9 protein-coding genes are annotated in these 13,415 nt (G+C 63.5%); 3 read left to right on the forward strand and 6 right to left on the reverse strand.

What is annotated here, in order from left to right; all coding sequences use genetic code 11:
- Positions 1 to 24: 24 nt before the first annotated feature.
- Both AQZ50_RS14570 and AQZ50_RS14575 read right to left on the reverse strand, forming a co-directional pair.
- Entirely contained in the window at positions 25 to 840 is an 816-nt protein-coding gene (locus AQZ50_RS14570) for a phytanoyl-CoA dioxygenase family protein (RefSeq protein ID WP_067747272.1), read from the reverse strand.
- Between the two features lie 152 nt (positions 841 to 992).
- Positions 993 to 1,250: a hypothetical protein gene (locus AQZ50_RS14575; RefSeq protein WP_156427381.1), complete on the reverse strand. Its 258-nt coding sequence runs from the start codon at positions 1,248 to 1,250 to the stop codon at positions 993 to 995.
- Between the two features lie 340 nt (positions 1,251 to 1,590).
- On the opposite strand from AQZ50_RS14575, the gene AQZ50_RS14580 reads away from it, so the two are divergent.
- The 3 genes from AQZ50_RS14580 (at position 1,591) to AQZ50_RS14590 (ending at position 7,961) form a co-directional block, all read left to right on the forward strand.
- Entirely contained in the window at positions 1,591 to 3,666 is a 2,076-nt protein-coding gene (locus tag AQZ50_RS14580) for a hydantoinase/oxoprolinase family protein (RefSeq protein WP_067747275.1), read from the forward strand.
- A 12-nt stretch (positions 3,667 to 3,678) separates the two neighbouring features.
- Positions 3,679 to 5,445: a hydantoinase B/oxoprolinase family protein gene (locus tag AQZ50_RS14585; RefSeq protein ID WP_067747277.1), complete on the forward strand. Its 1,767-nt coding sequence runs from the start codon at positions 3,679 to 3,681 to the stop codon at positions 5,443 to 5,445.
- An 83-nt stretch (positions 5,446 to 5,528) separates the two neighbouring features.
- On the forward strand, positions 5,529 to 7,961 hold the full coding sequence (locus AQZ50_RS14590; RefSeq protein WP_067747279.1) for a TonB-dependent receptor: 2,433 nt from the start codon (positions 5,529 to 5,531) through the stop codon (positions 7,959 to 7,961).
- Between the two features lie 79 nt (positions 7,962 to 8,040).
- On the opposite strand, the gene AQZ50_RS14595 is transcribed toward AQZ50_RS14590, so the two are convergent.
- The 4 genes from AQZ50_RS14595 to AQZ50_RS14610 all read right to left on the reverse strand — a co-directional run bounded on the left by AQZ50_RS14595 (position 8,041) and on the right by AQZ50_RS14610 (position 13,348).
- Positions 8,041 to 9,006: an AraC family transcriptional regulator gene (locus AQZ50_RS14595; protein WP_067747281.1), complete on the reverse strand. Its 966-nt coding sequence runs from the start codon at positions 9,004 to 9,006 to the stop codon at positions 8,041 to 8,043.
- Between the two features lie 266 nt (positions 9,007 to 9,272).
- On the reverse strand, positions 9,273 to 9,830 hold the full coding sequence (gene pnuC, locus AQZ50_RS14600; protein ID WP_067747283.1) for a nicotinamide riboside transporter PnuC: 558 nt from the start codon (positions 9,828 to 9,830) through the stop codon (positions 9,273 to 9,275).
- 45 nt (positions 9,831 to 9,875) lie between these two features.
- Entirely contained in the window at positions 9,876 to 11,021 is a 1,146-nt protein-coding gene (locus tag AQZ50_RS14605; protein WP_067747285.1) for a phosphotransferase enzyme family protein, read from the reverse strand.
- A 5-nt stretch (positions 11,022 to 11,026) separates the two neighbouring features.
- Positions 11,027 to 13,348: a TonB-dependent receptor gene (locus AQZ50_RS14610; RefSeq protein ID WP_067747287.1), complete on the reverse strand. Its 2,322-nt coding sequence runs from the start codon at positions 13,346 to 13,348 to the stop codon at positions 11,027 to 11,029.
- Between the last annotated feature and the right edge of the window lie 67 nt (positions 13,349 to 13,415).

Raw genomic sequence — 13,415 nt, forward strand, 5'->3', positions numbered from 1 at the left:
TATCAGGCCGAACGCTGCGCCCGGTCAGAACGGGATGATCGGGAACCAGTCCGTGCGCAAACGCTGCCCTGCAACCATGGCGTGGCCGGGATAGGGCGGCGAGGTCCGCCCCGGACGTTCGACATAGCGGGCATCATCGCCGAGCCAGCGCAGCGACAGCACCCGGCGCGGCAGGCCCGCCGGATTGCCGCGCGCGCCATGCACCGTGCGATAATCGAACAACACCGCATCGCCCGGTTCCAGCGCCCATTCGAGCACGTGCAGCGAGGCATCGCTGTCGGGATCGGGCACCGGCAGAAAATCGCCGCCATCGGCATAGAAATCGGCATCGGTCGCCCAGCGCACCGGCAAGACCGGGCGCGGCCAGCGGTGCGATCCGGCGATCATGCGCAAGGTGGCTTCGCGCACGGGATCGACCGGAATCCACATGCTGACCGTCTGTTCGCCTTCCACGAAATAATAGGGGCTGTCCTGGTGCCAGGGCGTGGCCATGGCCGTCCCCGCATCCTTGACCAGCACGTGGTCGTGAAAGAACTGTGCCTCGTGCGATCCCATCGCTTCGGCGGCGAGACGGGCCGCAGGCGACTGGCGCACGACATGTTCGATAGCGGGAATGCGGGTCCAGTTGCAGTAATCGTCGAAAAAGCGCCCGGGCGCGCCTGCGGGCATATTTTCGGCAGCATAAGGCCCCGGTTCGCGCACATTGTCGGCAATGCCTTGCGCGATCGTGTCGATCCAGTCGGCAAAGGCCCCGCGCACGACAAGGGCCCCATCGCGCCGAAAGCTCGCCACCTGCGCCGCCGACAACAAGGGGGCACTATCCGGGGACTGGGTGGTCATGCAGCATCTCCATTACGGCCCTGTTCCGGTGCGAGCGTATCAACCACACGGCCACGCACCGCAGTACCGATTCCGACAATTGGCTGGTCGCTTGCTGTGGCCATGGCTTTTCGCGCGAAAGGAGGCGCCTGTCGGCAGCGGGCGATCTGGTATCAACGATCGAAATTAAGCCCGTTCACCCAGTTGAGCACCGTCTTTTCAAAGCTGCCGACACGTTCGCCATGCGATTGGAGATCCGCCACTTCACCATCGAGTTCGCCAGACAGGATCTGATACCGCTTTGACAGATCGTCGATCGTCAACTCATGATCCTTGTGCAGCAGCCCCTTGAGCTTCAACCGCTCTTCCGCGTTGCTGATCCGTGCGCCGATTTCATCCAGTCGAGCCTTGAGCACTTCGTCTTCAGCCATTTTGAACTCCGTTTCCGTCACCGCGCCAGACTGTCCGATGCAGCCCGAATCCAACATCGCGGCTTGCGTGCGCTATACCTGCGTAAAAGCAAATTCAGCACAATTCCAACGCGCATCGAATGATCCACGACAACAATCCGGCCATCGCGCTGGTCAATGCGCCATCCCAGGCGCGGTGCCGCCGTTGTCGGTGCCGTCCTTTTCGATGCGGGCGGGCCTGTCCTGTCGCTTGTGCGGCTCAGTCCAAGCGTGATGCCCTGCAACCGTGTTGAATGCCCTCTGCGTGGCGAAGGCCACACGGAAAAGCGATGGCGCCGGGTGCGCCAGAGGGGCAGGCAGCGTGACATACAAGATTTCAGTCGACACGGGCGGAACCTTTACCGATGTGATCGTCAGCGACGCCAGCGGCGCGATGACCATCGGCAAGGCGCTTACCACGCACGCCCGCATTTTCGAAGGCGTGCACAGCGCCATCGATGCGGCGGCGTCCGAACTTGGCGTTGCGGTGGCAGACCTCCTCGCGCAGACGTCGCTGTTCATTTACGGCACCACCCGCTCGACCAACGCGATCGTGACCAAGACCGTCGCGCGCACCGCGTTTGTCAGCACCGAAGGCTTTCCCGACATCCTCCTGCTCAAGGAAGGCGGCAAGTTCAACCCGCATGATTTCACGCAGGATTACCCTGCCCCGTTCATTGCGCGCCGCCACACCTTCGAACTGCCCGGCCGCATTTCGGCCGAAGGCGAGGAAGTCGCGGCATTCGACGATGCCGCCGCCCGCGCACTGGCCGCAGACATCGTCGCGCGCGGTTTCGAGGCGGTGGCCGTCTGCCTGCTGTGGTCGGTCGCCAATCCGGCGCACGAACTGCGCTTTGGCGAAATCCTTGCCGAGATCGCGCCCGACATTCCCTTTACCCTGTCGCACCAGTTGATCCCGGTCGTGCGCGAATATCGCCGCGCTTCGGCGACGGCGATCGACGCCTCGCTCAAACCGCTGATGCAGCAACACTTGCGCGAACTGGAAGAGGATTTGCGCGCGGCAGGGCTGACCGGCGAAATCCTGGTCAGCACGGCAGCGGGCGGATGCAGCCATATCGATGCACTGATCAGCCGCCCGATCTATACCATCGGGTCCGGCCCGGCGATGGCGCCGATTGCCGGGCGCGCGTTTGCCCGGATGGAGGATCTGGGCGACAATGTGATCATCTGCGACACCGGCGGGACGACGTTCGACGTCGGGCTGGTCCGCGACGGGCGCATCACGTTCAGCCGCGATACCTGGCTCGGACCCGCCTATACCGGCGATCTGCTGGGCATTTCGGCCGTCGACATGCGCTCGATCGGGGCCGGCGGCGGCTCGATCGCATGGATCGACGAAGGCGGGCTGATGCGCGTGGGGCCGCAGTCGGCGGGATCGGAGCCGGGCCCTGCCTGTTACGGGCGCGGCGGCACATTGCCGACCGTATCCGATGCGGCGGTCGTGCTCGGCTATTTCGATCCCGAATACTTCCTCGGCGGACGCATGAAGCTCGATGTCGTTGCCGCGCGGACGGCGGTCGCCTCGGTGGCGGGCGCGGTCGGGCTCAGCATCGAGGAAACCGCGTTTCGCATCATGAGCCTGGCCAGCGATCTGATGGTGCGCGCGATTGCCGACGTCACGATCAGCGAAGGGCTCAATCCGCGCGAAAGCACGATCGTGGCAGGCGGCGGCGCGGCGGGTGTCAATATCATGACCATCGCCGCCGAGCTCGGCTGCGAACGGGTGATCCTGCCCAAAGTGGCGTCGGCCCTGTCCGCGTCGGGCATGCAGCATGCCGACATCGTGGCCGAGGAAACCGCCAGCCTGGTCATGCAGACCGATCGGCTCGACATCGGCGAAGTCAATCGCGTGCTCGGCGCCTTGCGCGAAAAGCTCGAACGCTTTGCCGCCAGCCTGTCGCAACGCGATATGACCGACGCACAGATCGAATATATCGCCGAGGCACGCTATCTGGGCCAGGTCTGGGAACTCGATACGCCGCTCCGCCAGGTTCCGCTGCCGCTCGAAGGCGGGGTCGGGCTGCTCGCGGAAACCTTCCATCAGGTTCACGAGCGTGTCTTTGCCGTGCGCGACGAAGGCAGCGCGGTGGAAATCGTCAACTGGAAAGCGCGCCTGACCGTCCCTCTGGCCAAGCCGATCGATGTTGCGCCCAAAGCGGCGGACATCACGCTTCCGCCGCCCGCGCTCAGCCGTCAGTGCTTTTTCGGCGGCACCGAGCCGGTGACCACCGGGATCTACAAACCCGCCGATCTGGCGCCCGGCCGCACCATCGTCGGCCCGGCGATCATCGAAGAGCCGACCACCACACTCGTCGTCTATCCCGGCACCAGCGTGATGGTGAGCGGCGCGGGCAATTTCCTTCTCAAGGTTCGCTGAGGAGCCACGGCCATGACCGATTTCGACCCCTACATGACGGCCATCATCGCCAACCGCATCGACGGCATCGTGCGCGAAATGACGCACACCCTGCTGCGCGCGGCGCGCTCGGCCGTCATCAACAGCGCCCGCGATTTCAGCTGTTCGATCTGCACCGCCGACAATCACCTGCTTGCCGCAGCCGAAGGCCTGCCGATCCATATCTTCGGCAGCCATCTTCAGACGCGGGCGATGACCGAATACCACGCCGGCGACATTCGCGAAGGCGACTGCTACCTTCACAACGATCCCTACACGGGCAATACCCACCCTGCCGATCACACGTTTCTGGTGCCGGTGTTCTTCGAAGGCGAACACCTGTTCACCACCGTTGCCAAGGCGCATCAGGCCGACATCGGCAATTCCAAGCCGACGACTTATATGGCCGATGCCGTCGACATCTACGAGGAAGGCGCGCTGATTTTCCCGGCGGTGCGCGTGCAGCGCGACTTCAAGACCGATGAAGACGTGCTGCGCATGTGCAAGAGCCGCATCCGCGTTCCTTCGCAATGGCACGGCGACTTTCTCGCCGGGATCGGCAGCGCGCGCATCGGCGAACGGCGGCTGAAAGAGCTATGCGAAAAATACGGCAAGGACACGATCAAGACGTTCATCGGCGCGTGGTTCGACTATTCCGAGCGCCGCATGATGCAGGCGATCCGCAAATTGCCTGCCGCCGTTCTCACGCATTCGGGCGCGCATGATCCGTTCGGCGATCTTTTGCCCAACGGCATTCCGCTCAATGTCACCACCCGCATCGATCCCGAGGCGGCGCGCGTCACGCTCGACCTGACCGACAATATCGACAACGTCGATTGCGGCTTCAACGAAAGCGAGGCGACCGCGACATCCGCTTCGGTGGCCGGGGTGTTCAACTCGATCGACCCGACCGTGCCGCGCAATTCCGGCTCGTTCCGCCGCATCGAGGTCATCTTGCGCGACGGGTCGGTCGCCGGGCGTCCGCGCTTTCCGCACAGTTGTTCGGTGGCCACGACCAATGTCGCCGACCGGCTGATCAACATCGTGCAGTCCTCGTTTGCCCAGATCGGCGACGGCTTCGGGCTTGCCGAAGGCGGCGTCGGCATGGGCGCCGGGTTTGCGGTCGTGTCGGGCAAGGACGCGCGCACCGACGGCGCGCCTTATGTCAATCAGATGATCATCACCAGCGCGGGCGGGCCGGGCAGCCCTTCGGCCGATGGCTGGCCGACCTATGCGCTGCCGGTGATCGCCGCGCTGATGTACCGCGATTCCATCGAGATCGACGAATTGAAGCACCCGATCCTGTTCCGCTCGCTGCGCATGCAGACGGGTACGGCAGGGGCCGGACGGTTCCGCGGGGCGCCCGCGATCGAGGTCGCCTATGGCCCGCGTTACGATCCGATGGAAGTGCATTGGCCTTGTGACGGCACCCATTTCCCGGCGCGCGGCGTGCGCGGCGGCAAGGACGGCATCTGCGCCCGCCACTTCCTCGTCACGACGAGCGGCGAGCGCGAGGAATTGCCCAATATCGTCGCGCGCAAGCTGATGCCGGGCGACTATGTCGAGGGCAATCATGCCTCGGGTGCCGGATATGGCCATCCGTTCGAGCGCGATCCCGTGCGGGTGCTGCGCGACGTGCTCGAAGGCTACGAGGACGAGACCCGCGCGCGCGAAGTCTATGGCGTTGCCTTTACCGGGTCGCTCGTCGCCGAGGATCTCGCGGTCGATGGCGAAGCGACCGCCCGCTTGCGCGCGACCTGATCGCGCGAGGCCTGCGTCTTACCGGTGCCTGCGCACGATCCGCGCATTTTTTCACAAAGAGATACGAAGGGGGTATCCAAACCATGACCATCCGATTGGCCCTGATGACAGGGGTAATGCTGAGCTGCCTGGCAGCGAACGGCGCCCGCGCCGAAACCGGGGCAAACGCCGCCCCGCCTGCCCCGGCCGCAGATGCGGCGCCGCAGACCGCCGGGCCGATGCAGGACATCGTCGTCACCGCGCAGCGCCGTTCGCAAAAGCTGCAGGATGTCGGCATCGCGATCACCGCGCTCAACGGCGTGCAGATGCGCCAGCTTGGCTTTACCAGCAGCACCGATCTGGCTCGCATGGCGCCGAACGTCGCGATTTCGACCAGTTTCGGCGGACAGACCTCGCAATTCACCATGCGCGGCGTGACTCAGAGCGATTATAACGACCACGTCGAATCCGTGATCGCGGTCTATGTCGATGATACGTATATCGCGATGCAGCAGGGCCAGATGTTCGGCATGTTCGACATCGATCATGTCGAAATGCTCAAAGGGCCGCAAGGTACGCTGTTCGGTCGCAATGCGACCGGCGGCGTGGTCAATTACCTGACCAAGAAGCCCACCGACCATTTCGACGGCTATGTCGACGCCAGCTACGGCGCCTACAACAACGTCCGGCTGGAAGGCGCGCTTGGCGGCGCGCTGGTCGAAGGCGTCAGGGCCCGCCTCGCGGGCTTTTACGAACGCTACGACGGCTACCTCAAGAACATGTATCCCGAGCAGACGTATGTCCCGGCTGCCTATCAGGCCGGTCTGGGCAAGGACACTCTGCCCGGCGCCGGGGCCGATCTCGGCGGGGTCAAGGGCAACTGGGCCTTGCGCGGTCAGATCGAGGCCGATCTCGGCCCCAAGACCCAGCTCGCGATTTCGGCGACGTACAATACCTCCGTCGCTTCGACCGGCCCGTACCAGAACAAGGCGACCGTTGCCGTGCTCGATGGTGCAGGCAATGTCATCGACGCCATCAACGCTTCGCCCACCCAGACGTGTCAGGGTATCCAGAACGGGCAATGCGTTCACATGGCCTATTCACCTTATGCCGGAACGACGCGCCCGGTCGCGGGCGGGGATTTCTATGGCTATCGCGATCCAGACGGCAACGGCCCGCTGACATCGAGCGACTATGCGTTCAGCAATGCCAATACGCTGACGAACTGGGGCATCAGCGCCAAGTTGACCTCGGATCTCGGCTTTGCGACGTTCACCTCGATCAGCGACTACAAGCATTTCGACAAGAATTTCAGCCTCGATCTCGAAGCGGGGCCGGAAAACCAGTTTGTCTGGCACAACGTCTCCAACGAAAAGACCTTTTCGCAGGAACTGCGCCTCAACGGCAAGTCGGGCGGACTGACCTGGGTAACCGGCGGCTATTTCCTTTACGTGCTCAACCACAGCGCGTCAGGCCTCGGCGCGCTTCCCGAAAGCACCTATTCCTTCCCGGCGTTCGATCAGCCGCGGTTGGTCACGCTCAATACAAAGTCCTATTCCGGCTTTGCCCAGCTCGAATACGCGCTGAAAAGCAACCTGTCGCTGATCGGCGGCGCGCGCATCTCGCGCGAAGTGAAGGACTACGATTTCCAGGTTCTGCTCGTGACCCCCACGACCGGCCTCGATCCCTATAACTGGAACTATGCACCCACGATCAGCTTCCCCGGCTTTTCGCAGGATCTCTATCAGGGGCACATGGCCAACACGCTGTGGTCGTGGAAGGCGCAGATCGACTGGCACCCGGCGGAAAAGGTGCTGATCTATGCCGGGGTGACGCAGGGCGCAAAGGCCGGCAGCTTCAACGCGGGCGGCCCCCCGCTTGCCGCCAGCCAGATTCCCTACAAGCCCGAACGCCTGATTTCGTATGAAGCGGGGATCAAATCGACCTGGTTCGACCGTCGCCTGCGTCTGAATGCGGCCGGGTTCTACTATGATTACAAGAACTATCAGGCGGCGCAGTGGCTCGGTGCCTCGACGCTGATCATCAATGCCGACGCCTATATCTATGGCGGCGAAGCCGAACTCGCGGCAACGCCGGTCGCCAATCTCGATATGTCGGCGAACGTCGGCTACCAGACCAACAAGGTCAGGGACGTGCCGGTCGGCGGGCAATTGCTCGATCGTCAGGTGACGTTTGCACCCCATTGGACGCTGTCGGGTCTGCTGCGCTATTCGGTGCCGCAGCCGGTCGCAGGCGGCAAGGCGACGTTTCAGGTCGACGGCAGCTACCAGTCGTCTTCGTTCCAGAATCTCAACAACTTCAGCGCCAACAAGATGCCCGGCTGGGCCATCATGAACATGAAGGTGGACTGGACCGCGCCCGATCCGCGCTGGCAGGTTTCGGTCTTTGCCCGCAACGTGCTCAACCACTGGTATCAGACCGGCGGGTTCGACCTTTCGGCGATCTGCGGCTGCAATGAAGTCGCCGTGGGCAAGCCGCGCTGGATCGGCGCCGAGGTGCGCTACGCGTTCCGCTGATCGCAGTTATCTTCATTCCACCCTGCGCCCGGAAATGGCTCACCGCCGTTTCCGGGCGTTTTTTTCAGTTCCCGGTCTTTCAGTTTTTGGCCAAACGGATGAAATCCGAAGGCGACATGCCCAGATCCTTCTTGAACGCGCGGCAGAAATAAGAGGAATCGGCAAAGCCCGCGTCATAGGCGATCTGGGTGATCGACAGCCCGCCCTGCGCGGGCCGGACCAGCAGCCGCTGCGCTTCGGCAAGGCGCCTTTCGCGCAGCACGGCGGCAGGCGACTGATCGACTGCGGCAAAGATCTTTTGCAGATAGCGCTCGGAAACCCGCATCTGCCGGGCAACGTCGGCAATACGCAAGTCGGGCGAACGAAACTGACGCTCGAGCAGGGTAAGCGCCTGCCGCCGGAGCGCAGCATGAACCGCGCTGCCCGAGGCCTGTTCCCGCCCTCCCGTCAGCGAGAGCGCGAGCAATTCGAGCAAGTGCTGAATCAGGGTTTCGGCCGATGAGCTGTCGATCAGCGGCGCATGGCGGCAAAAGGAATGCACAAAATCGACGAACAGGCGCGAGGTCGCATCTTCTGCCGATGTCGGCGCATTGATATAGTCGCCGACCATCGGAAAGCGCGCCGCCAGCATCGGTGCGGGGATTTTCAGCGTGACGACCGAGCTTTTGCCGTGCTGTTCATAGATATATTCGTCGGCCGCAGCGACCAGCCCGTAAGCGCCCGGCGCAACGACGCGGGTATTGCGGCCTTGAGTCAGGCATAGCGGCGTTGACCCGGGAATCTGCACGACGAACGAATTGTCGCCATCGTCGCGGACATGGGCAGGACGGCGATGAACCCTGGTGGCATCGGATTCCAGCTTGCCGATACGCAGCGAACCGATGTTGAACACATCGAAGCGGCCTTCGGCAAAGCCGGGGGCGGTGTTGACGTCGAAGTTGTAATAGCCGCGCTGCAAAGCCTGCGCCCAATAGCCCGGACGAGAGGCGACAGGCCGATCGGCCACATCGACCGAAAAACTGCCAAGCGATTGCGCACTATCCATCAATTCCGCCCCTGACCATGCCCTCATCACATCTGCGCCTGCCGCTGCCCCCCCCCCGGCAACGTCCGCTCCCGCTCCGCCGACGGGTCGTTTGCGACTTGCGCCGACTGTCATGCGGGAGTCACCGACCCAGTGCACACTTGCCTGTCAAGAATGCCTCAAACCTGCGGATTTGCAAGGCTTCGGGCGCAGCTTTGTTAGGGAATCGAACCTTGCGGCAAGGCAAGGCGGGTGGGCAGGCAGGCCGAAGGCGCAGCTTGCCGGAATCAGGCCGCCTGCGCGTGCAACCAGCGCCGATAGCCAAACCCGGCCAGCACGGTCATCGCCGCATAGAGCCCCGCGGTCAGCCACAGTCCCTTGAAGACAAACATGCCGACATAGGCGCTGTCGACCGCGATCCACAGCAGCCAGTTGGCGCGATGGCGGCGCGCCGTCCACAATTGCGCGACAAGGCTGAAACTGCTCAGCGTGGAATCGACCCACGGCAACGCGGCATTGGTATAATGGCTGGTAAACCAACCGATCGCCAGCGCGCCCAGCGCCCCCGCGCCAAGCCCGGCGATGGCTTCGCCCGCAGGCAAAGGGCGTACCGCGACTTTGCCCTCGGCCTGGCGTCCGCGCGCCCAGGCATACCAGCCATAGACGATCGACAGCCCGAACAGCACTTGCAGCACCATGTCGGCATAGAGCCGCACATCAAGAAACAGCTTGAAATACAACGCACAGGACAGCATCCCCAGCGGCCAGCACAGCATGTGCCGACGCGCGGTCAGCCAGATGGCCAGAAAGCTGACCGCGACGGCGATGATTTCAAGCAGCGACATATGAGGCGGATCAGCCTTGAACGGGAATGCTGGATCGTGTCTCGTTCATAGCGAGCCTACTTCTGCCAGCAAGGCGCGACCGGGCGCTGTCAGAAACCATTCGGCATGGCCGATCAGATAATCGTGCCATGCCAGATCGGCATAGTCCCGGCGGCCCACGATGCCGTGGAAATAGGCGATCTCCGACAGCGCGAATTCGAGGTGAACAACGGGTACAAGGCGCACCAGCAAGTCGCGTTCGGGCGCTGTCAGCGGGCGCACCGCGCCATACCCGGCAAGCAGCGCGCGCGCCGCCGCAGGGTCGCCGATGGCGTCGTCCCCGCCCAGTTCCAGCCAGCGCACCGCGCTGCGCTCCAGCGCAGTCGCCAGATCATGCAGCGCGCACGTGCGATCGGAAAGGCCGAAATCGAGCACCGTGGCCACGCCGCCATCGGGCGTCCACAGCAGGTTTGACGGGTGCCAGTCGTTGTGCGTCCAGATCGCCGTCTCTGCGGCGAGCGCGGGCGCCAGCCGATCCACTTCGAACACGGCAAACAGCCGCGCCAAAGTCGCGCGCCAGTCCTTGTCGGCCAGATAGTCCGCCAGCGCCGGGCGAGCCCGGATATAGCGTTCCGCCCCGGCCAGCGGGTCCGCACACGTCAGGATCGTCATGCTGGCAAGCAGCGATTGGGCAGAGCGGGCGGGCGCCGCAAAATCCTGAGCCGCGCGATGCAGCCGGGCCAGCGCCGCGCCGCCCGCGCGGGCGTGGCTATCGGTCAGCCAGGGCGTCCACGACTGTCGCTCGCGATAGAGATCGAGCCCGCCCGCCTTGCGATGGACTTCCCAGGTCCATTCCCCAAGCGTCAGCGCAGTGGCCCCCGCCCCGGTTTGCAGGACTTCGACAACGGGCATGCCGCGCGCCGCGAGATGGGCGATGAAGGCATGTTCGGCGGCAACCCCTTCGACATCGCGCACACTGCGATGATGACGCTTGAGAAACAGATCGCCGCTGCTCGTCGCAACCAGTGTCGCCGCAGAAAACGGGCGCGGCGAATGCCAGCCCAGCCCCTCCAGCCGACCGGCTTGCGGAAACGCCGCCAAGACCTCTTGCGCCTCGTGCCCGGTAATCACCGGCCAGCTTGGCGCTTCCAGATCGATGCCCATGCCATGGACAAGGTGCGCGGCCTGTTCCCCGGCGTCTCGTTCGCTCATCGGCGTCAGAACTGACGCGCCAGCGTGACGACAAAGGCGCGCCCGCTGCCGATGTAATACGTCGGCGCAGACCCGGCGATCGTCGTGCCGCCCCGGCCCACGGTATCGAGCGCATTGGTCGTGATCTGCTGTACGCCCGACAGGACATGCGGGTTGGTAAGATTGATCACATTGAGCCGCACGTCGGTCCGGTTCCTGTCGATCAGTCCGGCCAGATGCACGCCGACCGACAGATCGAGCGTGGCATAACCGGCGATGCTTTCGTCATTCATGAATGTCGAATATTGCCGATCGACATATTTGAGCGCGAAACTGCCAAACAGACGCTTGTCGTCATACGTGCCGCCCAGGCCGAATTGCCAGTCGGGGCTGGAAACCGCGTGCTTGCCCGCAGTGGGCAGCAAGTCGCCGGCGACCGGCAAGTCATCGCCGAGCCGGGCGTGGAGATATTCGCCCGAAGCATAAAAGCTCAGCCCTTCGATCGGACGCCAGTCGATTTCGCCGTCGAGCCCATAAGACGTCTGGTGCCCGGCATTGAGCGTGGTGTTGATCAGCGCGCCATCGACATTGGCGATGGTCGCCAATTGCCGATTGCGGAAATTATAGTGAAACGCGGCAATCGTACCCGACAGATTGGGCCCGACATAGCGATAGCCGATTTCCCCGGAGATCGAATATTCGTTCCTGAGCGCGGATGTCCCCTGCCCGCTCGGCGCCCCGCGGTAATAGGTATTGTAGAGCGTATATTCATCCGGCGCGCGGAAATTGGTCGTGACATCGGCAAACAGCTGGCTGCGTTTGTCGATCTGATAATGCAGCGCCGCGCGCGGCAAGGCGGCAAAGCTGTCGAAATGGACCCCGCTTTGCGGCCCCGGCAGATAATTGATCCCGTTGTGCAGGACATCGACACCCTTGAAGCCCGCCTCCAGCGTCAGCCGGGGCGTCAACGCAATGCGGTCGGCCAGAAAGAAGCCCTTGATCACCGTCGTCGTGCGTTCGTCGAGCGCGGCCAGAAGCCTGCCGTCGGCGGTATGGATGGCCTGTGCGGTATGGCCCCATTCGTCGAGCGGATTGCCGTTGCCGTCGACCGCCGTGAAGCTTTCGACATCATGGTCGCTGCCATAGTCGAACCACAACCCGCCGCTCAGCGTATGGGCGCCCGCTGCATACGTCAGCCTGGCCACATCGCCGCCGCGAAACTGCTGCCCGGTAAAGTTGCCGAGCACCGTCGCAGTCCCGTCGACCGCGCCGGGCAAGGCGATCGGCTGGGTCAGGGTTTCGGTGCCGAGCGTGTTGCCGGTCGTGGTCAACTGCGTGCCATAAGGCGAATTGCCATAGCCGAATTGCAGATAGAGCGTGGAATCGAGCGTCAACCGGTCCGACAGGACGAGATGGACCGGGGCCGAAACATATTCGTTGCGAAACGGGCTGCGATAGAACCGCCAGTAAGCGGTATCGCCGCCGGTATAGCCGGAATCGTAATTGTAGCTGCGGCCATAGGCCTGCCAATCGGCCAGCGCGGGACTCGGATAGGTCGACGTTTTGGCCTCGTTATAGGAAAAGGCGAGGCTGGCGCGATTGCCATCGCCCCATTCCTTTTCGATCTTGGCATCGACATGCTGGCGCAAATCATAGCCCGCCCCGCGCCAGTTGTCCGCGCGGTTGTTGGAATAGGAGACAAACGCCCTGAGGCCGGTATTGCCGATCTCTCCGCTGTCCACGCGCGCAAACACGCGCCGTTCGTTATACGAGCCGAGCGATCCATCGATCGTCACGCCAAACGTGCGGTGCGGATCGTCGAGATGCAGCGACAACAGCCCCCCCGCACCGTTGACGACCGGCGAATCGATGTCGACCGCGCCCTGACTCAGCACCACTTGCTGCACGTTTTCCGCATCGGCAAACTGCGCGGGATAGGCGACATAATACCCGATGTCGTTTTGCGGCGCGCCTTCCATCAGGACGCCGATCTCGTCCTGACCCAGCCCGCGCAAAGTCAGGCTCGACGTCGCCGACAGACCATAGGGATCGCTCGAGGAGACGTTTGCACCGGGCAGCAGATTGACCAGTTGAAAGGCATTGAGCGTCGGCGCCTGCTTTTCGATGAACGCCGTCGCGATCGCGCTGACCGATTTGGGCTCAGTCTGCGTGGGCAAAAGCCCTTCGGGATCGGGATGACCGATCACCGTAATCGCGGTCGCGGAGCCGTCGGCTTCCGCCGCCCGGGCCCCGAAAGGCAGGCCTGCCGTGGCCAGACAGATGCCGCCCATCGCCAGGCTGCGCCACCGGCGCGCGCGCGCATCGGTCTGCTGCGAAGTTTGAGTCATGCGACTGCGGTATCTCCTATCGATCAGGCACGAAGCGCGCAAACCGCAGGCAAAGCGCGCGGCAACC

Source organism: Novosphingobium sp. Fuku2-ISO-50 (genome assembly GCF_001519055.1).
In the GTDB taxonomy this organism is placed as follows: domain Bacteria; phylum Pseudomonadota; class Alphaproteobacteria; order Sphingomonadales; family Sphingomonadaceae; genus Novosphingobium.

Coding starts and splice junctions, on each gene's coding strand:
- AQZ50_RS14595 (WP_067747281.1), bottom strand. CDS start 9,006: ATGGATAGTGCGCAATCGCTTGGCAGTTTTTCGGTCGATGTGGCCGAT.
- AQZ50_RS14610 (WP_067747287.1), bottom strand. CDS start 13,348: ATGACTCAAACTTCGCAGCAGACCGATGCGCGCGCGCGCCGGTGGCGC.
- AQZ50_RS14570 (WP_067747272.1), bottom strand. CDS start 840: ATGACCACCCAGTCCCCGGATAGTGCCCCCTTGTTGTCGGCGGCGCAG.
- AQZ50_RS14590 (WP_067747279.1), top strand. CDS start 5,529: ATGACCATCCGATTGGCCCTGATGACAGGGGTAATGCTGAGCTGCCTG.
- AQZ50_RS14585 (WP_067747277.1), top strand. CDS start 3,679: ATGACCGATTTCGACCCCTACATGACGGCCATCATCGCCAACCGCATC.
- AQZ50_RS14605 (WP_067747285.1), bottom strand. CDS start 11,021: ATGAGCGAACGAGACGCCGGGGAACAGGCCGCGCACCTTGTCCATGGC.
- pnuC (WP_067747283.1), bottom strand. CDS start 9,830: ATGTCGCTGCTTGAAATCATCGCCGTCGCGGTCAGCTTTCTGGCCATC.
- AQZ50_RS14575 (WP_156427381.1), bottom strand. CDS start 1,250: ATGGCTGAAGACGAAGTGCTCAAGGCTCGACTGGATGAAATCGGCGCA.